The following is a 21,957-nucleotide window of genomic DNA, read 5'->3' as shown; positions in this document are numbered from 1 at the left end:
GCTCGTTCCGTCCGGCAGGTTCTGCCGGTCTTTTAGGAGAAAGAAGAGTTGCAGACAACGGCAGAGTCGACCCTCCCCCAGGCCGATACGGCAGGCCCTCTTGAGCTTTCGCTGGTTGTGCCCGTCTTCAACGAGGAAGAAAGCGTCGGGCCGCTCGTCGAGCGCATCTGCTCCGCCATGGCTGGCTTTGCAAGACCGTGGGAACTGATCCTGGTCGATGACGGCAGCACGGACGCAACGCTTGCCAACGCGCGCCGGTCGCTGCCGCGCGACGGGCTGACGCTGCGCATCGTCGAGCTTCAGCGCAATTTCGGCCAGACGGCAGCCATGCAGGCGGGCATCGACGCTGCCAGCGGCCGGCTGATCGCCACCATGGATGGCGACCTGCAGAACGACCCGAAGGACATCCCTTCGATGGTCGAAGAGTTGGAACGGCGACAGCTCGACCTGCTCGTCGGCTGGCGCAAGAACCGCCAGGATGGGCTCCTGCTTCGCAAGATCCCTTCCTGGTGTGCCAATTACCTGATCGGCCGCATCACCGGCGTCAAGCTGCACGACTATGGCTGCAGCCTGAAGATCTATCGCGCCTCGATCATCAAGCAGGTGAAGCTGATGGGCGAGATGCACCGCTTCATCCCCGCCTGGGTCGCCGGCGTGGTGCCGAGCTCGCGTATCGGCGAAGTCCCCGTCACCCATCATGCGCGCCAGCACGGCACCTCCAAATACGGGATTTCGCGCACCTTCCGCGTCATTCTCGATCTGCTGTCGGTGATGTTCTTCATGCGCTACAAGGCGCGGCCGGGCCACTTCTTCGGCTCACTCGGCCTCGGCCTCGGCGCGCTTGCCAGCCTGATCCTGCTCTGGCTCTTCATCGACAAGTTCATTTTCGGCAGCGACATCGGCAACCGGCCGCTGCTGCTGGTCGGCGTCGTGCTGCTGCTGTCATCGATCCAGATGATCACGACAGGCATCCTCGCGGAGATGATCGCGCGCATCTACTATCGCGACGATCTTTCGCCGAACTATATCGTGCGCAAGATCTTCGATCGGGATCACCAGGATGCATAGGTTTCTGGTCCGCCGACCGGATGCCATCATCCCGCTTCTCGCTGGCTACTTCATCATCGAGTTCCTGGTGCGCCTCGCCATCCCGCATGGCATGCGCTTCGACGAGTCGCAGCAGGCCCTGTTCTCGCAATGGCTGACGCTTGGCTACGATTCCCAGCCGCCGCTATACAATTGGGTGCAGGCAGTCGTCGTTTCCATCTTCGGCCTGTCGCTGACTGCAATCTCCGCCGTCAAGAACATCTTCCTCTTCCTCGTCTATCTCAGCTATTACAGGCTGGCCAGGGAAGTGCTGACCGACAAGGTCTTCGCGGCGATCGCAACGTTGTCGCTGCTCACCATCCCGCAATTCTTCTGGGAGGCACAGCGCGACCTGACGCACACGGTCGCGCAGCTTGTCACCATCAACCTGTTTCTTTGCGGCGCGATCCGCACGCTGAAGGCGCCAAGCCTTGGTTCCTATGCATTCACCGGCTTGGCGCTCGGCCTCGGCATGCTGTCGAAATACAATTTCGCGCTGCTCGCCGCCGGCGCCCTGGTCGCCGTGCTGATGCACCCGCAGGGCCGTGCCCGCGTCTTCGACAAGCGCTTCCTGCTGACCATCCTCATTTCCCTGGTGATCTTCCTGCCGCACGGAATCTGGCTGATCCACAATTTCGACCTCGCCTCCGGCCGCACGCTCGGCATCATGGCGGAGGAGGCACCGGAGGGCGCTTTCGCCAAGTTCGTGAAAGGGCCGTTGAAATTCTTAAAACTGATCGTCATCATCGGCGCACCGACGCTCATCGTCTATGCGCTGGTGTTCGGCAAGAGCTTGCTGAAGAACTTCGGCCGGTCGAACGAGTGGACCCGCTTCTTCGAAATCCTTTTTGCCGTCATCGCCATAATCGTGCTGATCCTGATCGTCACCATCGGCATGACGGATCTGCGCGACCGTTGGCTGCTGCCCTTCCTCTTCCTGCTGCCGATCTATCTATGCCTGAAGATGGAAGTCGCCGGAATCACGGCCGCGGATTTCGGCAAGCGTTTCTTCTATGTCCCGCTCGTCATGATGGTCGTTATCCCGGCGCTGCTTTTGACCCGCACCATCTTCCCGATGCTGTTTGGCGCCTACGACCACTACAACACCCCCTATCCCGCCTTCGTGCGGCAGATCCTTGCGAGCGAAGGCAAGCGGCCGGGCTTGATGCTGACGAACGGATGGCTGCCCGCCGGCAACCTGCACCTGCAGCTTCCCGACGTGCCGGCCATGTCGCTCTTCTTTCCAAATCTGAAAGCCGATTATCAGTGGAGCGCAAACAAGCCGATCCTGATCGTGTGGCGCCCGGGCAAGGACAATGGTGTCATGCCGCGGGAGTTGTCGAACTGGCTGCGCGACACTCTCGGTTCGCAATATGCGACGCCGGACATCAAGCTCACGGATGTGCAATATATTCATGGAAAACCGGGTGACATGGCGTCTTTCGCCTATGCGTGGGTCTATCCGAAATAGAGGCTCGAACCGTACATGGACTCGAAGGACGGCGTCACACACCTACTGACCGACACCGCCGATCTTCCGCCCTGGGAGATAAAGAGCTCCACTTATCTGGTTCACGACCGGTGGCTGAAGGTCCGGGCCGATAGCTGCGTCACAGCGGAAGGCGTGGAAATCGCGCCTTATTATGTGCTGGAATATCCCGAGTGGGTCGAGATTATTGCGCTCGATGCCGAGGATCATATCTATCTCGTCCAACAGTATCGTCATGGGCTGGGTGTCGTGGCCCTCGAACTGCCCGGCGGAGCCATAGACGCGAGCGATGCAAGCCCAGTCGAGGCGGCAGCGCGCGAGCTGCGCGAGGAAACCGGTCTCTCCTCCACCGACTGGGACTATGTGGGCAAGCTTGCGCCCAATCCGGCCACTCACACCAATCTGGCGCACATCGTCATCGCCCGGAATGTCGAGTTCAGCGCCAGACCGGCGGACGACCCGACCGAACGCATTCGCCTGATCCGCATGCCGATCCGGCAGGCGATCGAGCTGGCGCTGGATGGCAAGATGATCCAGGTCATCCATGTCGCGGCGCTGACGCTTGCCCTTCACAAGGCGGGCAAGTGGGATGCGCCGACGCCGACGGACAAGCGCTGATTACGACTTCGCCTCCGCCCAGACGGCATCGAGCGCCAGCCGCGTGATGCGAACCATGGCATCCACTTCCTCATGGCTGATGACGAGCGGCGGCGACGCCAGCATGCGGTCGGCCGTCGCGCGCAGCACGAGACCGTTGGCGAGCGCGTGGTTGCGGACGGCCGAGCCTATCGCATCGGGCTTCTCGAACCGGCGGCGGGTGGATTTATCGGCGGCAAGCTGCAATGCGCCCATGAGGCCGATGCTGACGGCCTCGCCGACCATGTCATGATCCGCAAGGCTGCCCCAGGCCTCGGCAAAATAGGGACCGATATCGTCGCGAACGCGCTCGACCAGCCGTTCATCCTCGAGAATTCTCAGATTCTCCAGTGCGGCGGCCGCACACACCGGGTGGCCGGAATAGGTGAAACCGTGATTGAACTCGCCGACCTCGTTGATCAGCACGTCGGCAATGCGATCGCTGACGAGTACGCCACCGATCGGCAGATAGCCCGACGATAATCCCTTGGCGATCGGGGCGAGATCGGGCTCGACGCCGAAATGCTGATAGCCGAACCATGAGCCAAGGCGACCGAAGCCGCAGATTACTTCGTCGCAGACCAAGAGGATGTTCCGGGCCTTGCAGATGCGCGCGATTTCCGGCCAATAGGTCGAAGGTGGAATGATGACACCGCCCGCGCCCTGTACCGGCTCGGCGATGAAGGCCCCGACATTGTCCTCGCTCAACTCATCGATCTTCTCCTCCAGCTCTCGGGCGACGTTGAGGCCGAACTCCTCCGGCGAGAGCTCGCCGCCATCGGCGTACCAATAGGGCTGCCCGATGTGGACGACGCCTGGGATCGGCAGGTCGCCCTGCTCGTGCATGTATTTCATTCCCCCCATGCTGGCGCCGGCAACAGTCGACCCGTGATAGCCGTTCCTGCGGGCAATGACGGTCTTCTTGCTGGGCTTGCCGACCGCGCTCCAGTAGACCCGCGCCATGCGGAACCAGGTATCGTTGGCCTCCGAGCCGGAATTGGTGAAGAAGACGTGATTGAAATGCGGCCCGGCATGGGCGCAGACTTTTTCAGACAGCAGCGTCGCCGGCGTTGTCGTCGTGCCGAAGAAGGTATTGTAGTAGGGCAGCTCGTTCATCTGCCGGATCGCGGCATCGGCAATCTCCGTGCGGCCGTAGCCGATATTCACGCACCAGAGGCCGGCAAAGCCATCCAGATATTTCCGCCCTTCACTGTCGAAGATATAGACGCCCTCGCCGCGCTGGATGATCCGTGCGCCGTCGGCGTTCAACTTCTTCATATCGGCGAAGGGATGGAGATGATGGGCGGCATCGAGAGCGGCAAGATTGGAGCGGCTTGGCATGTCGGGCATGATTGAAACTCACCTCATTGCAATTGGTTTCTGCCAGGCGAGTCCGCCGACGCCGCAATTGTGTGCATGGCCCCTCACCCCAGCCCTCTCCCCGTCAAACGGAGAGAGGGAGTTTTCGTGCCAATTACCGCATTGCGCGAAGATGGGCATCGGAGAGTCCCCTCTCCGTTTGACGGGGAGAGGGCTGGAGTGAGGGGCCTGGCACGGAGACTCAGCGTCGCCAGACTTGACTGATAGCTATCATGGTTTACGACCATGCCGTGAGCATTGGGGATTTACAAGAGTATGGCGGCCGACAACGCAACCGAGGGTAATGCGCGTATCGAGGTGCTGATATCGGACATGAACGGCCGGCTGCGGGGCAAGCAGATCCCGATCGCGGCCGAAAAGAAGGTCTGGTCCGGCGCCGTGCGGCTGCCGACCTCGACGCAGTCGCTCGATATCTGGGGCGACGACAATGACGACATGACAGGCCTGTCGCTGACGATCGGCGATCCAGACGGTACCTGTGTCGCTGATCGGCGCACACTCGCGGATATGCCCTGGGCACCGCCTGGGTCGAAGCAGGTGCTGGCCACCATGCATGAGCTCGACGGCAGCCCGAGCTTTCAGGATCCCCGCGCCATTCTTGCGGCCGTGGGCGACCGCTACAAGGCGCTCGGCCTGACCCCCGTCATCGCAACCGAGCTGGAATTCTATCTGCTTGCCGGCGATTGGCGCGAAAGAGGCATCCCCTCGCCGCCGCCCGCATTGACCTATCGCGACGAGCCGAACGGCTACCAGCTCTACGACATGGACGCGGTCGACCTGCTCGACGGCTATCTTGAAACGCTGCGCAGCTATGCCAAGGCGCAGGCGCTGCCGGCGGACGCGACGACGGCGGAATTCGGCCCCGGCCAGTTCGAGGTCAACCTGCTGCATCGCCCGGATGCCCTTGCCGCCGCCGACGACTGCATCATGCTGAAGCGCGTGGCCGAGCAGGCGGCGCGCAAGCACGGCCTGAAATCGACCTGCATGGCGAAGCCCTATACCGATCACGCCGGCTCCGGACTGCATGTACATGCCAGCATCATCGATAATCAGGGCCACAATATCCTCGATGCGGAAGGCGGCGAGCCGAAGAAGCTGAAATCGATCTGCGCCGGGTTACTGCAAACGCTAGAGGATGCGCAGCTGATCTTTGCGCCCTATGCCAACTCGTACCGCCGCTTTCAGCCGGGCTCCTTCGCCCCCGTCGACCTGACCTGGGGCTATGGCCATCGCGGCACCGCAGTGCGCATTCCCGAAAAGGATGGGCCGGGCTCGCGCGTCGAGCATCGTGTCGCCGGCGCCGACGCCAATCCCTATCTGATGCTGGCGGCAATCCTTGGCGGCATGCTGCTCGGTTTAGAGAACCAACTGGACCCCGGCGAGGAGACGACACCGACCTACGTGCCGGCCAATGCTCCGCGGCTGACGCATGACTTCCTGACCGCCGTCGAACGCTTCCGCAGCTCTGTCTTCATCGCCGATATCTTTGGCGAGCGATATCAAAAGCTCTACGGCGATACGAAGCACAAGGAAGCCATCCGCTCTCTGCGCACCGTTTCCGATTTCGACTATCGAACCTATCTGCCGCGTCTCTGACCGCTTCAGACGGCCAGGCTGTTGACGGCACCCTCGCGCTCGATGCTGGCGGCGGTGCCTTCGCGGACCATCACCTTGAGTTCGCCGGGATGAACCTTGAGCGTTACATCGCGCTCCAGCGGCAGCAACTCGCCATCCATGACGCAGTTTGCGAGCTGGCGCAGCTTCGGGAAATGCAGATGCACTTCCGGCGCATGCATGACCATGACATCGGTGTTCTCACGAAACCGGCCGCGCAGCATATCGACGACAAGACGCGCCACGCCGAGCGGCCGCAATGGCTTTGCCATGTAGAAGCCAAGCTCACCGCCCTGCAGATTGTCAGCATAGAGCAGTGCATTGGCGCCAAAGGGATTGTTGGAGACGGAAATCGCCGACACGTGCCGGCGTTCGCGAACGCCGCCGGCTTCGAAGTCGACATCGAATTCCGGCGGATTGGCGATGACCCCGAAGGCGGCACGGGTGCTGGCCGACATCTTTCCGATGCGCGAGCGATAGGTATAGCCGTTGCGATAGCGCACCATGCGCGCATGCAGGCCCGCTGAGAACTGATGCACGAAGGCCCGGCCGTTGGCGCTGCCGATATCGACCTTGTCGACCTCACCTGTCGCGAGCACGTTCAGCGTCTGCCAGATATCGAGCGGCAACCTCAGCGAACGGGCAAACAGGTTCATGGTGCCGGCGGGAATCACGCCGAGGGCGACGCCGGTCTCCCAGGCGATGGCGGCGGCGGCCGAAATCGTGCCGTCGCCGCCTCCGGCGACGATACCGTCTATGTCGTCCCGGCGCGCCGCGCGCTCCATCGCCGACACGACGTCTCGTCCCGCCACGACCACGGCTTCGAAATCATGACCGGCATCGCGGAAGACTTGCTCCGCCTTCGCCTCATAGGCAGCCATATCCGTCGTCCGGAAGGTACCGCCATCGCGGTTGAAAAAGCCGATCAACTTCATTGGGGCTCTTGGTCTTTCCGCAAATTGTATTTCGGGAAGGGGCGAATGCCCCCGTGCGCCTCCCTCACAGATGGTTCCGAATGAAGCGATTTCAAGCATTACAACCGCTCTGCCCGATCGGAACCAGTGTTCACTTATGCAGCATGCGACATGCTGCACTGCAAAAAATGCACGCGACAGAAATATCGACGCCATCGATACTATGGCTTGAGGTATGTCCATGCCCCTCCAGTCCTTTATTTCCCCATGATGCATCGAATGCCGGGTTCCGGGCTCGCTGCATGATTCGCGGCGCCTTGCCCGGGTTTGTCGCCAAGGAGCTTTCGTGAGCGATATTGCCGCCGACATCCTCGATACCCAAACCGTCCTGGAAGCGCCTTCGCGCACGGCCATCGCGCTCGTGACAATGGCCCTCGCGGTCGGCAGCTTCGGCATCGGTACTGGCGAATTCGTCATCATGGGACTTCTGCCTGATGTTGCCGACACCTTTGGCGTCACCACGCCGGAAGCAGGTCATGTCATCAGCGCCTATGCGCTCGGCGTCGTCGTCGGTGCGCCTGTTATCGCCGTGCTCGCCGCCAAGATGGCGCGGCGCACGCTGCTCCTGCTGATGATGGCGATCTTCGCTGCCGGCAATATTTCCAGCGCCTTCGCACCGACCTTCGCAAGCTTCACGGCGCTGCGTTTCATCACCGGCCTTCCGCATGGCGCGTATTTCGGCGTTGCCGCGCTGGTTGCCGCATCGATGGTGCCGGTTCACCGCCGCGTTCGCGCCGTTGGCCAGGTCATGCTCGGCTTGACCATCGCCACGCTGATCGGCACGCCGATCGCCACCTTCCTCGGCCAGCTTCTGAACTGGCGGGCGGCCTTCATGATGGTCGGTGGCATCGGCCTCGCGACCATGCTGCTCATCGCCCTCTTCCTCCCCAGGGATAGGGTCGAGGAAGGCGCCAGCATCACCCGCGAACTCGGCGCGCTCAAGCGCATCCAGGTATGGCTGACGCTTGGCATCGCCGCCGTGGGCTTCGGCGGCATGTTCTCGATCTTCAGCTATGTTGCCACCACCACGACACAGGTTGCGGGCCTTGGGGCAAGCATGGTGCCGGTCGTGCTTGCGCTGTTCGGCATCGGCATGAATGTCGGCAATGTCGTGGGTTCCCGTCTCGGCGACATCTCGCTCAAGGGCACGATCGGCGGCATGATGATTTTCAATATCATCATCATGACGCTGTTTTCGTTGACCGCCGCCAATCCGGTGATGCTCTGCGTCTGCGTGTTTCTGATCGGCTGCGGCTTTGCCGCCTGTCCGGCCGTGCAGACCCGCCTGATGGATGTGGCGGCGGATGCGCAGACGCTGGCTGCCGCCTCAAACCATTCCGCCTTCAATATCGCCAATGCGCTCGGCGCATGGCTCGGCGGCATGGTGATCACCTGGGGCTTCACCGCGGCTGCGACCGGCTATGTCGGCGCGGCTCTCTCGGTCGCCGGTCTTGCGGTCTTTGCCGTTTCAGTTGGCCTGGAGCGCCGTACCGGCCACGCATGAGGCCGCGGGTGCGGCCAGCTCCTGCCGGCCATTGTGGCAGAAGACATTCTCCTCGCCCCATACAGACATCGCCTTGATGATCGGCCGCAGGCTCGCGCCAAGCGGCGTCAGAGCATATTCGACGCGCGGCGGTACGACCGGAAAGACGGTGCGTGAGACCAGCCCGGATTCTTCCAATTCGCGCAGTTGCTTCGTCAACATGCGCTGCGTCACCGACGGCAGCTTGCGGCGGATTTCATTGAAGCGCAGCGTTCCTTCCATCAGGTGAAACAGGATCACGCCCTTCCATTTGCCGTCGAGCAGGCTCAACGTCGCCTCGACCGGGCATCCCGGAAAATTCCTGACGAGCTTGGAGCGGGGAAGCGACATCGACAGTATCCTTTTTGTACCTACGTACAGAATTTGTGCATTCTTGCGCCCTTTGATGATAATGCGCATCTAGCCTGTGTGCAACAAAACCAGGAGCTTCTCCCATGCGTGCAGTCGCCTACAAACAACCTCAGCCCATTTCCGCCGAGACATCGCTCATCGATATCGACCTGCCGACACCCGAGGCCAAGGGACACGACCTGCTCGTCGAAGTGAAGGCGGTCTCCGTCAATCCGGTCGACGTCAAGGTCCGTGCCAGCGCCGCGCCGCCCGAAGGCGAATACAAGATCCTCGGCTGGGACGCGGCTGGCATCGTCAGGGCCGTCGGCCCCGAGGTCACGATGTTCAAGCCGGGCGATGAAGTCTTCTATGCCGGCGCCATCAACCGCGGCGGCTCGAATGTCGAATTCCATCTGGTCGACGAGCGCATCGTCGGGGCCAAGCCGAAGAGCCTCGATTTTGCGGCCGCGGCTGCGCTGCCATTAACCTCGATCACGGCCTATGAAGCGCTCTTCGATCGCCTGAAGGTGCAGGATCCCATTCCCGGTGTCGCGAATGCCATCCTCATCATTGGTGGTGCCGGCGGCGTCGGATCGATTGCGATCCAGATCGCACGCGCCTTGACCGACCTCACCGTCATCGCTACGGCCTCGCGGCCGGAAACGCAGGCCTGGGTCAAGGAGTTGGGCGCGCATCATGTCGTCGACCATTCGAAGCCGCTTGCGCCTCAGATCGAGGCGCTCGGCATCGGCGCGCCCGCCTTCATCTTCTCGACGACCAATACCGCTGACCACATCGCGTCCATCGTCGATGCCATCGCCCCGCAGGGCCGGTTCGCGCTGATCGACGATCCGAAGACGCTCGACGTCATGCCTTTCAAGCGCAAGTCGGCCTCGATCCATTGGGAACTGATGTTCACCCGCCCGCTGTTCAACACGGCCGACATGATCGAGCAGCACAGGCTGCTGACGAAGGTCGCCGAACTGGTCGATACCGGCAAGGTCCGTACGACGCTGACGGAGACCGCAGGCACGATCAACGCGGCGAATCTGAAGAAGGCGCATGCCCTGGTCGAAACCGGAAAAATGAAGGGCAAGGTCGTTCTGGCGGGCTTCTGAGAGACTGAAATTTTCAGCGAATATGGCCGGGCGCGAGGCGTCCGGCCAAGCTATTTAACGCATTCGCAACGGAATTTGTTGCAACGCACAAACTTTCAGCCGCCTAAAGAAATTTTTCTTGCGACATAGTGCCTTTAACTGCTTCCACCTCTTGACTTTTTATGCCTTCGGCGCGACTTCTCCCCCACGTGGGGAATAATGTTTTTCCATGCCGATTAACCGGAGCCATCTTTAGATGCCTAGCGACAGTAGTAGTCGATTGCCTTTGCCGTCAGTAGCATTCGTGCACTAACCGACTCCTGTCGGCTCGCCACGATCCGCTACGACGGCGGATCGACTGGAAAGGCGAGCTTTAATGAATATCAACAGCTTCCCCATGCGGGCTGGCAACGCCGCTCGTGCATTCATCAATAACAACCGCGCCGTAACCATCGCGGAACGCGTCGAGTCCTTGAACGTGCTCGATGTGGGCGAGGCTGCGCGCATTCTCGCCAAAATGCCGGAAGAGCGCGCCGTGCGCATTCTCGACCGGCCGGAATTGCGCAACGCATCCAAAATTCTCGAAGTCATGGGCAATGCGGACGCCTCCCGGCTGCTGCACGGCATGTCCAACGACCGTGTCGCCGACGTGCTGCTCGAGATGGATATCGACACCCGTGCCCGGCTCTTCGCCACGTTCGACGAGCATGCCCGGCAAGCGATCCAGGGCCTGATGGGCTACCCGCCGCGCACCGCCGGCGGCATCATGACGACAGAGTTCGTGAGCGTATTGGCAAGCTGGACCGTTGCGCAGACGCTCGACCACGTTCGCCAGGTCGAGCGCTCCCGCGAAACCGTCTATGCCATCTATGTGCTCGACGACGAGACACATGTGCTGCTGCATGTCGTGACGCTGCGCCGCCTCATCACCGGCGAGCCCGACGCCTGTATCCTCACCGTCGCACAGAAGGGCACGCCGGTAACGGCGCAGCCACTGATGAAGCAGGAGGACGTCGCCCGTCTGATCCGGCGCCACGATCTGCTGGCGCTTCCGGTTGTCGACGACAAGGGCCACATGCTCGGCATCGTCACCGTCGACGACGTCATCGACACGATGATTGCCGATACGACCGAAGACGCCCAGAAGTTCGGCGGCATGGAAGCACTCGGTCAGCCCTACATGAAGATCAGCTTTGGCGGCATGATCCGCAAGCGCGCCGGTTGGCTCGCCGCCCTCTTCCTCGGCGAAATGCTGACGGCAAGCGCCATGCAGCATTTCGAAGGCGAACTGGAAAAAGCCGTCGTGCTGACGCTGTTCATCCCGCTGATCATGAGCTCCGGTGGCAATTCCGGCTCGCAGGCAACCTCGCTGATCATCCGGGCGCTGGCGCTCGGCGAGCTAAAGCTTGCGGACTGGTGGCGCGTGGCTCTGCGTGAACTGCCGACGGGCATCGTGCTCGGCGCAATTCTCGGTCTCGTCGGCTTCGCCCGCATCGTGCTCTGGCAGACCATCGGTCTCTTCGACTACGGTCCGCACTGGCAGCTCGTCGCGTTTACTGTCTTTGCAGCCTTGATCGGCATCGTGACGTTCGGTTCGCTTGCCGGCTCGATGCTGCCGTTCGTTTTGCAGAAGCTGCGGCTCGACCCGGCCAGCGCATCGGCGCCCTTCGTTGCGACGCTGGTCGACGTCACCGGGCTGGTGATCTACTTCTCGGTCGCGCTGATGATCCTCAGCGGAACGATGCTCTGAGGATCATCAGGCTCTCATCCAAAAAGGGGCCTGCAACGGCCCCTTTTCATTTTCACTTCGCCTGTTTCATTCAGGCTGTGGCAGTTTCAGGGCACCATTGGTCTTGATCGTGCGGATCGCAAAGTTCGAGCGCAGATCGACCACGCCGGGAAGCACCAAAAGCTTTTCCGACATCACCTTCTCATAGGCGGCAAGGTCCGCCACCACGACCTCCGCGAGGAAATCGGCCGTTCCCGAAATCAAATGGCAGGCCACGACCTCCGGAATGGCGAGCAATGCTGCCTGCTGCGCCTCGGAATTTTCCTTCGAGTGATGACCGACCTTGAGTTCGACGAAAACCGTGAGGCCGAGGCCGGCCTCCTTGCGATCGATATCGGCGCGGTAACCGCGCAGTAGGCCGGATTTTTCCAGGTTGCGGATGCGCCTCAAACAGGGTGACGGCGAAAGATTGACGCGCTCGGCGATCTCGACATTGGTGGCGCGCGCATCCTCCTGAAGACAGTTGAGGATGGCAATATCGAATTTATCCAGTTTTGGCATATCTGAGAAACTCAAGCGTCCATATTGGCAGATTATTGCCTGTATCATGTTTTTTGAGCCACAACTAGCAAGGACATGCCTCGGCCTTCGGCGCTATCTTCTTCCCATCGAAAGACAAACTGGATCGTTGGAAAGGATATGTCGATGACCGCCTTGACCCTCCCCACCCGCAAAATCAGCCCCACAGCGATCGGCTATGCGGGCGCTATCGTCACCGTGTTGATCTGGGCGAACTGGATTCTGGCGACACGCCACACGGCCGAGACGCAGATGAGCACGATCGACCTCGGCCTGATCCGCTACGGCGTGCCGGCCCTGGTATTGGCCCCCGTCTGGTGGCGGACCGGCCTGCTGCCGAAAGGCGTGCCGCTGAAGCTGCTGGCGCTGATGGTCTGCGGTTCCGGCGCCCTGTTCTTTCAGTTGACCACCTTCGCCATTCAATTCACCCCGGCCTCGGCAGCCGGCATCCTGCTCGGCGGTTCCATGCCGCTGGCCGCCGCCCTAATCGGCGTGACGCTGTTTCGTGAACGGCTCGATGTGACCCGCTGGCTCGGCCTTGCCGGCATCGTCGCCGGCGTCGTCATCCTGCTGGCACGCAGTCTTTACGGCGTGCAGATCTCCTGGGAAGGCTTCACGCTGCTGCCGCTCGCAGCCTTGCTCTGGGCAAGCTACACCCATGCCTTCCGCCGCTCGGGCTTGAGCGCGCTGCAATCGAGCGCCATCATCGCCGTCTGGTCCTTTCTCATCCATGTCGGACTGGCCTTCGTCTTCGGCAGCTCGCTCGCGTCGGTGCCGTTGCCGGAAATCGGCCTGCAGATCGTCAGCCAGGGGCTGCTGTCCGGCCTTGCCGCCACCCTGGCCTACGGTCTTGCCGTCCAGGCCCTCGGCGGCACGCAGGCCGCAGCCTTCACCGCCATCACGCCTGTTCTCGCCACCATCGGCGGCGGGTTCCTGCTCGGTGAGGAAATCGGAGCGGCTGGCATTGCAGCCGCCGTCGTCACCGGCATAGGTGTTGCTCTCTCCACCGGTCTGGTCGCCCGGAAAAGCGCCCAGCATTAATTCCTGTCTTCGACATCATGGCGCTTCGGATTGGCGATCTGGCCCACCCTGGGATACGGATCAGAACCGAAGCGCCATCGCCACGCGTCTGGCCGGATCGGCGCCGTGCGCGACCTCATTCTCCAGGATCCGCGTCAACTCAGCCGGCATCTCTTCATTGCCCAATATTCGAAATCCCAGCGAGGCATAGAAAGGCGCGTTGAAGGCCACAAGTCGGTCGGTCGTCAAAGTGACGCCCGCAGCACCCTGCGTTTTCGCCGCCGCTATGACAGCTTCCATCAGACGCCTTCCGACGCCCTTCTTCTGCCAATGCCTGACAACATCGATTTCGGCAATGTGAACGGAACCATCCTTAAGGATGCCGGCAAGGAAGCCGAACGGCTGGCCGCCGTCATCGACGGCGACGAACAGCAGCTGCTCCGCCTGTGACTGCCTGAGCACTTCGATTGACAGCGATGTCGGCTCGCAGGCCACGGCACCGGCCTCATGCAACGCCCAGAACGCATCGATCTCGATATCAGCAAGCAAATGCTGCTCTTCCGGCCGAGCCAGACGGATCGCCCAGGCGCCTTGCCCGACCTCTGTCATTGCATCTCACATATTCGGATAGACAGGCCCTTCGCCGCCCTGCGGAGGCACCCAGTTGATGTTCTGGTTGGGGTCCTTGATGTCGCAGGTCTTGCAGTGGACGCAGTTCTGGGCGTTGATGACGTAGACCTCCTTGCCATCCTTCTCCACCCATTCATAGACGCCTGCCGGACAGTAGCGGGTCGAGGGGCCGGCAAAAATGTCGTGCTCCGACGATATCTGCAACGCCATGTCCTTGACCTTGAGATGCACCGGCTGGTCTTCCTCGTGGTTGGTGTTCGACAGGAATACCGAGGACAGCCGATCGAAGGTCAAGACGCCATCCGGCTTCGGATAGTTAATCTTCTCGTGCTTGGACGCGGGCTCGAGAGATTGAGCATCCGTCTTGCCGTGCTTCAGCGTGCCGAAGAATGAGAAGCCGAAAAGCTGGTTCGTCCACATGTCCAGACCGCCAAGGCCGATACCGATGAGCGTTCCGAACTTCGACCAGAGCGGCTTAACATTGCGCACCCGCTTCAGATCCTTGCCGATATCCGTCTGGCGCCATTCGGTCTCGATCTCGATCACTTCGTCATTGGCGCGTCCGGCGGAAATCGCCGCCGCGATCTTTTCCGCCGCCAGCATGCCCGACAGCACAGCATTGTGGCTGCCCTTGATGCGCGGCACGTTGACGAAACCGGCCGAACAGCCGATCAGCGCGCCGCCCGGGAAGGTCAGCTTCGGCACCGACTGATAACCGCCCTCGGTGATGGCGCGTGCACCGTAAGAGATGCGCTTGCCGCCCTCGAAGGTGCCGCGGATCGCCGGATGCGTCTTGAAGCGCTGGAATTCCTCGAAGGGATAGAGATAGGGGTTCTTGTAGTTCAGGTGCACGACGAAGCCGACGGCGACCAGATTGTCTTCCAGATGATAAAGGAATGAGCCTCCACCTGTCTTGAAGCCGAGCGGCCAGCCGAAGGAGTGCTGCACCAGACCCCTTTTGTGGTTCTCCGGCTTGACCTGCCAGAGTTCCTTGATGCCGATGCCGAATTTCTGCGGCTCGCGATCTTTCGAGAGGTCGAATTTGGCAATGAGCTGCTTGGCGAGCGAGCCGCGCACGCCCTCGCCGATCAGCACATATTTGCCGAGCAGTTCCATGCCGCGCGTATAGTTCGGGCCGGGCTCGCCGTTCTTCTCGATCCCCATGTCGCCCGTGGCGACGCCGATGACGGCGCCTTTGTCATTATAGAGCACCTCGGTCGCGGCAAAGCCGGGATAGATCTCGACGCCGAGCGCTTCCGCCTTCTCGGCCAGCCAGCGACAGACATTGCCGAGCGAGACGATGTAGTTGCCGTGATTGTTCATGAGCGGCGGCATTATGAAGTTCGGCAGCCGGATGGAGCCGGCCGGGCCCAAGAACAGGAAGTGATCCGCTGTCACTTCGGTCTTGAATGGATGGCCCTCCTCCTCGCGCCAGCCAGGCAGCAGGCGATCGATGCCGATCGGATCGACGACGGCACCCGACAGGATGTGCGCGCCGACCTCGGCGCCCTTCTCGAGCACGACGACGGTCAGGTCCGGATTGACCTGTTTCAGCCGGATCGCCGCAGAAAGCCCCGCAGGACCCGCCCCGACAATCACGACGTCGAATTCCATGCTCTCGCGTTCAGGCAGCTCGCTCGCGTCAGTCATATACTCTCTCCGATTGGCCGGACGCCCGATGGCATCGAAGCGCGGCCTTGTCCCCTTTGGGCGTCTTCCCCATTTCGGTTATCTCTTGTCAAAATGGGAAGGGATTGTCGAGCCGGGAAGCGACAGGCAATCCTCCAATTCGCCCAACTAGCAATCAAGTTAAATTACCTTTACGTTAACGTCAACTTTTGATCCCTTTTACCTGGTCGCTGTCACGCTGTGGCTTTCAAAATCGGCTGATGCCGCTCTATAAGTTCCACTTGAGAACTTCGAGATAGCAGAAGGGTGATCAAGATGGATCTTCGTATCGACGGGAAACGCGCGCTGGTGCTCGCCTCTTCCAAGGGGCTGGGGCATGGTATCGCCGTTGCGCTGGCACGCGAGGGAGTAAACGTCCTGCTTTGCGGCCGCAACGGCGAGAGGCTTGACAATAATTGCAAGGCCATCAACGCCGAGGGGAAAGGCCGGGCCGACTGGATCTGGGCCGATCTCAACGACGAGAATTTCATCGAGATCATTGGCAAGGCCGTTACCGAGAAACTCGGCGGCATCGATATTCTCGTCAACAATACCGGCGGCCCGACGCCGGGAACGACTGAGGATATGACCGGCGAGCGATTGGAGACCTATTTCATCTCCATGGTGGCGCGGATCATCACCCTGACCAATGCATTGTTGCCTGGCATGAAGACGCAAGGATGGGGACGCATCCTCACCGTCGCCTCCTCCGGCGTCATCGAGCCGATCCCCAATCTGGCGCTCTCCAATACGCTGCGCCCGGCGCTCGCCGGCTGGAGCAAGACCTTGGCGAGCGAAGTGGCGGCACAAGGGATCACGGTGAACATGCTCCTTCCGGGCAGCATCGCCACTGATCGACTGGCCGAGCTCGACGCCGCAACGGCCAGGCGCGGCGGCAAGAGCCTCGAAGAGGTCAGCACCGAGCGTCAGCACCGCATTCCCGCCGGCCGCTATGGCCGCGTCGAGGAATTCGCGGCAACGGCCGCTTTTCTCTGCAGCGAACCCGCAAGCTACGTGACCGGGACGATGGTACGCTGCGATGGAGGCGCTGCGCGATCCCTCTAGAGCGGTTGCGCGTTTCACGGAATCGCCTAACCGCTCTGGCTTATTGTTTTTGCGCAATTCCGGACGGAAAACCGCTACGCACTTTTCCTGGAACTGCTCTAAAGTCGTCATCGGCAAATCGAAAACAGGCCTTTGTAAATGGGGCCTGACAACACAATTACGTGAGCAAAGACGGGCCCGCCATGACGCCTGCGGCCTGTCTTTACGCGATAAGCGCTGTAAAAGCGTATGCAGCCCTCCGTTTATTACATGGCGGCAATCAAAAAATAATCATCTGACTATTTGCTGCGCCGCACAATGCAGAGCAAGTCGAAAGCTTTCCAAGCTTTAATTTTTCGTCATGTCGAACTGTGGTAAATTGCACTGGATGAGCGTTCATAAATTCAGGTTATAGGGACAGAATTACCGAACGTTAGCGGTAACGGCGATGTGATGGATTGCGGCGAAGCCCGTCTTTGTTGTGCGACGCAATAAATACACCTCGATGTCATCGCGCTTTCTGCAACTCGCTTCGACCGGTTCTTCAATATGAAAAAATTTTGGCTTCCCCTCGGCCTTCTAGTCGTCGCTGCCCTTGCAGTCTGGGGCTATCGTGACCGTATTCCTTTTCTTTCGGCATTTGTTGATCAGGCCTCCGCAGAAACCAAGGACGGCAGCAAGACGGCGACAGGTAGCCACAAGCGCGCGGCACTGTCTTCGGTCGTCAAGACCGTTGCGGTAACAAAAACACTCCTTCCAAATGACGTCACCGCTACCGGCTCGGCCGTTGCGCAGAATGCGACGACGATTGCCGCGCAGGAATCCGGCATCATCACATCGATCGAAGCCAAGGACGGCGTGATGGTCAAGGCTGGCGATCTGATCGCAAAGCTCGACGCACGGACTGCACAAGCCGCCGTCGACAAGGATCAAGCGACCATAGCCAAGGATCAGGCGACGCTTGTGGCGGCAGAATCAGCCCTCACCCGAGCCAAGAGCCTGCTTGCCAACGCCGGGACGCAGCAAACAGTCGATCAGGCAGTTGCGGCACGCGATACCGCCGTCGCCGACGTCAACGCTGATAAGGCTCAGCTTGCAGCCGACCAGGTGCTGCTGGAAAACACACAAATCCGAGCCCCGTATGATGGGCGTCTTGGCAATGTCGTCCCGAGCCCAGGTGCTTATGTCACTCCCGGTACGGCGATCGTGTCCATCACCCAATACGATCCGATCTACGTACAATTCCATCTGCAGGAAAATCATCTGCGGGAATTGGAGGAAGCTTTGAAGGCTGGCACCGTGCCGGTCAGCACTGTTCCGCGTTCGGATAAGGGCAAGTCTCGCCAGGGCGAAATCAGCTTCTTCGATAATTCGGTCGATGCCGCTTCCGGCACCATCCTTGCCAAGGCAAAGTTCGCCAATGCCAATGGAGCTATCTGGCCTGGCCGATCGGTCAACATCATCGTCCACCTTACCGATAGTCAGCCTGTAATCGTCGCTCCGACGGTTGCCATCAGCCCAGGCGCTGACGGTTTCTTCGCCTTTGTCGTCAAGGACGGCAAGGTTCATATGACGCCGGTCACCGTACAGCGCGAGAATGGGGGCTTTACCGCTGTCGCCAAAGGTCTTTCGGAAGGAGATCATGTCGTCGTCGAGGGACAGGTACAGCTGACCGATGGTCAGACCGTCGTCGAACAGTTCAACGACGGAAAGACACAGAACCTTGCCGCAGCCGATGATCAGTCGGGCCGGAAGAGCGAAACGATTACGGTTGGAGCACAGCAATGATCCCCAATTTCTGTATCCAACGGCCGGTGGCGACCACGCTTCTGGCGCTGGGTGTAGTCATGGCCGGTTTGGCCGGCTATCAGCTCGTGCCGGTCGCGGCTTTGCCCCAGGTCGACTTTCCGACGATCAACGTCTCGGCACAGTTGACCGGCGCCTCGCCGCAGACCATGGCGACATCGGTTTCCACTCCGCTGATCAAGCAGTTCGAAACCATCCCAGGCATCAGTGAAATCTCGGCCACGAACTCGCTCGGCAATACGAGCATCGTACTTCAGTTCGATCTCAATCGCAGTATCGATGCCGCCGCCGCCGACGTTCAGGCGGCAATTTCGAATGCAACGCGCCAGCTGCCCAATAACCTGACGACCCCGCCGGGCTACCGCAAGACCAATCCGGCCGACGCGCCGGTCATGCTTCTTGCCGTGCAGAGCGATACAATGCCGCGCAGCAAGCTCGACGAAATTGCCGAAGACATCATCTCCCCTTCGCTGTCGACGCTCCCGGGCGTTGCCGAAGTGACCGTTTTCGGCGCGCAGACTTACGCCGTGCGTGTCGAGGTCGATCCGAGCAAGCTGCAGGACCGCGGCATCGGCATCGACACCGTCAACACCGCGCTCGTCAACGCCAACAACCAGGTTCCGGTCGGCACTCTGCAGAACAACGCACAGAGCATGACCATCAACGCCAACACGCAGCTTACCGATGCTCAGCAGTTCAAGTCGCTGGTCATTGCCAATCCCAATGGCGCGGCGATCCACCTCAGCGATGTCGCCGACGTCCAGGACAGTGTGCAAAATACCAATACCGGCTCATGGTATGATGGCAAACGGGCCATCATTCTTGCGATCCAGCGTCAGCCGGATGCCAACACCGTCGACGTCGTCGATGCAATCAACGCAAAACTGCCGCAGCTTCATGCGGAAATTCCCGGTTCGGTCACGACGAGCGTCATGAACGACTCGGCGCAACCGATCCGTGACGCCATCTCCGACGTGAAGTTCACGCTGTTGCTGACGATCGGCCTTGTCGTTCTGGTCATCTATCTCTTCACCGGCCATGTGACGGCAACGATCATTCCCGGCCTTGCCGTGCCGCTGTCGCTGATTTCGACCTTTGGCATGATGTATGTGTTGGGCTACAGCGTCGACAACATCTCACTGCTAGGATTGACACTCGCGGTCGGCCTCGTGGTGGATGACGCAATCGTCATGCTGGAAAACATATTGCGACATGTCGAGGAAGGCATGCCGGTATTGCAGGCGGCGATCAAGGGTTCGGCGGAAGTCAGCTACACGATCATCTCGATGTCGATATCGCTGATCGCCGTATTCATCCCGATTCTTCTGATGGGTGGCGTCGTTGGACGCATCTTCAACGAATTCGGCATGGTGGTCGCCATCGCCATCGTCTCTTCGGCGATCGTTTCGCTGACAGTTACACCGATGCTCAGCTCCCGCCTCTCCAGCGGCCATGGCCAGCCACCGCTGCCAGTTCGTCTCTTCAACAAGGGCTTCGACTGGACGCAGCGCGGCTACGACAGAGGCGTATCCTGGTGTCTGCGCCATCGCGCGACCGTGCTTGTGTGCTTCTTTGGTTCCATCGGCTTTTCCGCCTATCTGTTCATGGTGCTGCCGGCGAGTTTCTTCCCCACGGAAGACATCGGCCGCCTGCAGATCTCCACCCAGGCTCGACAGGATATATCCTATTCGGCCATGCGCGACCTGCAAAACCAGGCCGCAGCCCTCGTCAAAAAGAACCCCGCCGTCGACCACGTGATGTCGATCGTCGGCGGCAGTGCGCGCCAGCCGCTGAACAACGGTACGATGTATGTCCAGCTGAAGCCGAAGGATCAGCGCGAGCCGCTGGACCAGACGCTGCGTGAAATACGCACCACCATCGGCACGATCGCCGGTATCAAGGCCTACATCACACCGCAACAAAGCCTGCGCTTCGGCGGCCGCCAGACCGCCAGTCAATACCAGCTGGTGATTCAGGCGTTGAGCGCCGACAAGACCGACCTCTGGTCCAACAAGATCGCAGACCAGATGCGCCGCGATCCGCGCTTCACCGATGTCGCCTCGGATGAGCAGAACAATGCGCTGCAGGCCAATATCGTCGTCGACACCGAAAAGGCGGCCAACTACGGCATCAACAACAATGTGCTGCGCACCACGCTGGAGGAAGCGTTCGGCAATTATAACGCCGCGCAGATCCAGACCACCGGCGACAGCTATGACGTTATCGTCGAATTCGACACCAGCAAACCTTGGGACGACCAGAAGCTGCAGGAAATCCGGGTCGCCTCCGCAAGTGGCGCCCTGGTTCCGCTGTCGAACTTCGCCCATGTCGAGCGCACCACCGGCCCGGTCACCATCAACCAGACCGGCCAGCTCGTGTCGACCACCGTGTCCTTCAACCTGCCTGCGGGCGAAGCCCTCGGTGACGCCACGGCACAGATCGATCAGATCAAGAAGGATCTCAACATGCCGGCGGACGTCTTCACGTCCTATGGCGGCACCGCCCAGATCTTCCAGCAGTCGCAGGGCAGCACGCCTTATCTGATCCTTGCCGCCGTGCTGACGATCTATGTGGTCCTCGGCGTGCTCTACGAAAGCTTCATCCATCCGCTGACCATTCTGTCCGGCCTGCCGGCCGCCGCCCTCGGCGCGCTGCTTTCCCTCAAGCTCTTCGGTTTCGACCTGTCGATCATCGCCCTCATCGGCTTGCTGATGCTGATCGGTATCGTCAAGAAGAACGCGATCATGATGATCGACGTGGCGCTGGAAACGCTGCGATCGGGCAGTGGCGTATCTGCGGCGGAGGCGATCCATGAAGCCTGCGTTCGCCGTTTCCGGCCGATCATGATGACGACCTTCTGCGCCCTGCTTGGTGCCCTGCCGATTGCCGTCGGCGGCGGCGCGAGCTCGGAACTGCGTCAGCCGCTCGGTGTCGCGGTCGTTGGCGGTCTGGTCGTCTCGCAGATCCTGACGCTGTTTATCACGCCGGTGATCTTCCTTGAGATGAACCGCCTGAGCGACTTTCTGGCTCGCCTCGGCAAACGCAAGGACACGGACCAGCATCCGAAAGACAGACCGACGGCTATCGCCGCCGAATGAGATCAACGGGCGCCGAGAGGCGCCTGCTTCGCTTGGCATGCCCGGAATTGCCGATGGCTTCGCGCAAGGCGGGAATGTCACCAGCCGCGTCTTTGGACAGGCCAAATAAAACCCATCGCCAAGTCTTGCACTTGCTACCCAGCCATGTCATGACGCGCCCTCTTTGCGATAGTGGCGCGTCTCGCGCCTCACAGGGGCTCTGTCCCAATCCTGAAAATTTCGACGGAAAGGAGT

At 60.7% G+C, this 21,957-nt stretch carries 17 protein-coding genes; 11 read left to right on the top strand and 6 right to left on the bottom strand.

The genetic code is table 11. The annotated features are described in order from the left end of the window. The first annotated feature begins 48 nt into the window (after positions 1-48). Genes FHT29_RS20185 through FHT29_RS20175 form a run of 3 tightly spaced genes read left to right on the top strand, consistent with a single transcriptional unit; the run spans position 49 to position 3,193 of the window. Positions 49-1,068 (top strand): glycosyltransferase family 2 protein, encoded by a 1,020-nt coding sequence (locus tag FHT29_RS20185; protein WP_037193803.1) that lies wholly within the window; start codon positions 49-51, stop codon positions 1,066-1,068. Further along, positions 1,061-2,557, top strand: a complete 1,497-nt coding sequence (locus FHT29_RS20180; protein ID WP_168600070.1) for a glycosyltransferase family 39 protein — start codon at positions 1,061-1,063, stop codon at positions 2,555-2,557. The genes FHT29_RS20185 and FHT29_RS20180 overlap by 8 nt, the downstream gene beginning before the upstream one ends. Before the next feature lie 15 nt (positions 2,558-2,572). Then, on the top strand, positions 2,573-3,193 hold the full coding sequence (locus tag FHT29_RS20175) for an NUDIX hydrolase (RefSeq protein ID WP_168600069.1): 621 nt from the start codon (positions 2,573-2,575) through the stop codon (positions 3,191-3,193). Here the strand turns inward: FHT29_RS20175 and FHT29_RS20170 are convergent, their stop codons facing one another. Further along, entirely contained in the window at positions 3,194-4,561 is a 1,368-nt protein-coding gene (locus FHT29_RS20170; protein ID WP_168600068.1) for an aspartate aminotransferase family protein, read from the bottom strand. A 285-nt stretch (positions 4,562-4,846) separates the two neighbouring features. Here FHT29_RS20170 and FHT29_RS20165 point away from each other — a divergent pair, with 285 nt between their 5' ends. Continuing rightward, complete coding sequence (locus FHT29_RS20165) at positions 4,847-6,187, top strand: glutamine synthetase family protein (RefSeq protein WP_168600067.1); 1,341 nt, start codon at positions 4,847-4,849, stop codon at positions 6,185-6,187. A gap of 5 nt (positions 6,188-6,192) precedes the next feature. On the opposite strand, the gene FHT29_RS20160 is transcribed toward FHT29_RS20165, so the two are convergent. After that, complete coding sequence (locus tag FHT29_RS20160) at positions 6,193-7,140, bottom strand: diacylglycerol kinase family protein (RefSeq protein WP_047562164.1); 948 nt, start codon at positions 7,138-7,140, stop codon at positions 6,193-6,195. 334 nt (positions 7,141-7,474) lie between these two features. Between FHT29_RS20160 and FHT29_RS20155 the strand changes: the two genes are divergently transcribed. Continuing rightward, on the top strand, positions 7,475-8,683 hold the full coding sequence (locus FHT29_RS20155) for an MFS transporter (protein ID WP_348644870.1): 1,209 nt from the start codon (positions 7,475-7,477) through the stop codon (positions 8,681-8,683). On the opposite strand, the gene FHT29_RS20150 is transcribed toward FHT29_RS20155, so the two are convergent. Beyond that, positions 8,648-9,052, bottom strand: a complete 405-nt coding sequence (locus FHT29_RS20150) for a helix-turn-helix domain-containing protein (protein WP_047562171.1) — start codon at positions 9,050-9,052, stop codon at positions 8,648-8,650. The two genes, FHT29_RS20155 and FHT29_RS20150, sit on opposite strands and share 36 nt — an antisense overlap. Before the next feature lie 104 nt (positions 9,053-9,156). On the opposite strand from FHT29_RS20150, the gene FHT29_RS20145 reads away from it, so the two are divergent. After that, on the top strand, positions 9,157-10,170 hold the full coding sequence (locus FHT29_RS20145; protein ID WP_047562173.1) for a zinc-binding alcohol dehydrogenase family protein: 1,014 nt from the start codon (positions 9,157-9,159) through the stop codon (positions 10,168-10,170). A gap of 355 nt (positions 10,171-10,525) precedes the next feature. Beyond that, positions 10,526-11,899, top strand: coding sequence for a magnesium transporter (gene mgtE / locus FHT29_RS20140; RefSeq protein WP_047562175.1), 1,374 nt, complete (start codon positions 10,526-10,528; stop codon positions 11,897-11,899). A gap of 66 nt (positions 11,900-11,965) precedes the next feature. Here the strand turns inward: mgtE and FHT29_RS20135 are convergent, their stop codons facing one another. Further along, a complete protein-coding gene (locus FHT29_RS20135; RefSeq protein ID WP_037193784.1) occupies positions 11,966-12,439 on the bottom strand; it encodes an Lrp/AsnC family transcriptional regulator in 474 nt (157 codons plus the stop codon). A 144-nt stretch (positions 12,440-12,583) separates the two neighbouring features. Between FHT29_RS20135 and FHT29_RS20130 the strand changes: the two genes are divergently transcribed. Then, a complete protein-coding gene (locus FHT29_RS20130) occupies positions 12,584-13,498 on the top strand; it encodes a DMT family transporter (protein WP_047562185.1) in 915 nt (304 codons plus the stop codon). 60 nt (positions 13,499-13,558) lie between these two features. Here the strand turns inward: FHT29_RS20130 and FHT29_RS20125 are convergent, their stop codons facing one another. Together FHT29_RS20125 and FHT29_RS20120 are read right to left on the bottom strand one after the other, a co-directional pair. Continuing rightward, a complete protein-coding gene (locus FHT29_RS20125; RefSeq protein ID WP_047562177.1) occupies positions 13,559-14,086 on the bottom strand; it encodes a GNAT family N-acetyltransferase in 528 nt (175 codons plus the stop codon). 6 nt (positions 14,087-14,092) lie between these two features. After that, a complete protein-coding gene (locus FHT29_RS20120) occupies positions 14,093-15,757 on the bottom strand; it encodes an electron transfer flavoprotein-ubiquinone oxidoreductase (RefSeq protein ID WP_168600066.1) in 1,665 nt (554 codons plus the stop codon). Positions 15,758-16,051: 294 nt separating this feature from the next. On the opposite strand from FHT29_RS20120, the gene FHT29_RS20115 reads away from it, so the two are divergent. From FHT29_RS20115 to FHT29_RS20105, 3 genes are all read left to right on the top strand, one after another. Continuing rightward, positions 16,052-16,840: an SDR family oxidoreductase gene (locus FHT29_RS20115; RefSeq protein WP_168600065.1), complete on the top strand. Its 789-nt coding sequence runs from the start codon at positions 16,052-16,054 to the stop codon at positions 16,838-16,840. A gap of 528 nt (positions 16,841-17,368) precedes the next feature. Continuing rightward, positions 17,369-18,607, top strand: a complete 1,239-nt coding sequence (locus FHT29_RS20110) for an efflux RND transporter periplasmic adaptor subunit (RefSeq protein ID WP_168600064.1) — start codon at positions 17,369-17,371, stop codon at positions 18,605-18,607. Next, complete coding sequence (locus FHT29_RS20105; protein ID WP_037193775.1) at positions 18,604-21,723, top strand: efflux RND transporter permease subunit; 3,120 nt, start codon at positions 18,604-18,606, stop codon at positions 21,721-21,723. Before FHT29_RS20110 ends, FHT29_RS20105 begins: the two co-directional genes overlap by 4 nt. The last annotated feature ends 234 nt before the right edge of the window (positions 21,724-21,957 follow it).

Origin of the sequence: Rhizobium sp. SG741 (assembly GCF_012275435.1) — a bacterium.
In the GTDB taxonomy this organism is placed as follows: domain Bacteria; phylum Pseudomonadota; class Alphaproteobacteria; order Rhizobiales; family Rhizobiaceae; genus Rhizobium; species Rhizobium lusitanum.
This window is presented reverse-complemented; position numbering and strand designations above follow the sequence as displayed.

Coding starts and splice junctions, on each gene's coding strand:
- FHT29_RS20175 (WP_168600069.1), top strand. CDS start 2,573: ATGGACTCGAAGGACGGCGTCACACACCTACTGACCGACACCGCCGAT.
- FHT29_RS20145 (WP_047562173.1), top strand. CDS start 9,157: ATGCGTGCAGTCGCCTACAAACAACCTCAGCCCATTTCCGCCGAGACA.
- FHT29_RS20105 (WP_037193775.1), top strand. CDS start 18,604: ATGATCCCCAATTTCTGTATCCAACGGCCGGTGGCGACCACGCTTCTG.
- FHT29_RS20120 (WP_168600066.1), bottom strand. CDS start 15,757: ATGACTGACGCGAGCGAGCTGCCTGAACGCGAGAGCATGGAATTCGAC.
- mgtE (WP_047562175.1), top strand. CDS start 10,526: ATGAATATCAACAGCTTCCCCATGCGGGCTGGCAACGCCGCTCGTGCA.
- FHT29_RS20170 (WP_168600068.1), bottom strand. CDS start 4,561: ATGCCCGACATGCCAAGCCGCTCCAATCTTGCCGCTCTCGATGCCGCC.
- FHT29_RS20115 (WP_168600065.1), top strand. CDS start 16,052: ATGGATCTTCGTATCGACGGGAAACGCGCGCTGGTGCTCGCCTCTTCC.
- FHT29_RS20110 (WP_168600064.1), top strand. CDS start 17,369: ATGAAAAAATTTTGGCTTCCCCTCGGCCTTCTAGTCGTCGCTGCCCTT.
- FHT29_RS20130 (WP_047562185.1), top strand. CDS start 12,584: ATGACCGCCTTGACCCTCCCCACCCGCAAAATCAGCCCCACAGCGATC.
- FHT29_RS20135 (WP_037193784.1), bottom strand. CDS start 12,439: ATGCCAAAACTGGATAAATTCGATATTGCCATCCTCAACTGTCTTCAG.
- FHT29_RS20125 (WP_047562177.1), bottom strand. CDS start 14,086: ATGACAGAGGTCGGGCAAGGCGCCTGGGCGATCCGTCTGGCTCGGCCG.
- FHT29_RS20165 (WP_168600067.1), top strand. CDS start 4,847: ATGGCGGCCGACAACGCAACCGAGGGTAATGCGCGTATCGAGGTGCTG.
- FHT29_RS20160 (WP_047562164.1), bottom strand. CDS start 7,140: ATGAAGTTGATCGGCTTTTTCAACCGCGATGGCGGTACCTTCCGGACG.
- FHT29_RS20180 (WP_168600070.1), top strand. CDS start 1,061: ATGCATAGGTTTCTGGTCCGCCGACCGGATGCCATCATCCCGCTTCTC.
- FHT29_RS20150 (WP_047562171.1), bottom strand. CDS start 9,052: ATGTCGCTTCCCCGCTCCAAGCTCGTCAGGAATTTTCCGGGATGCCCG.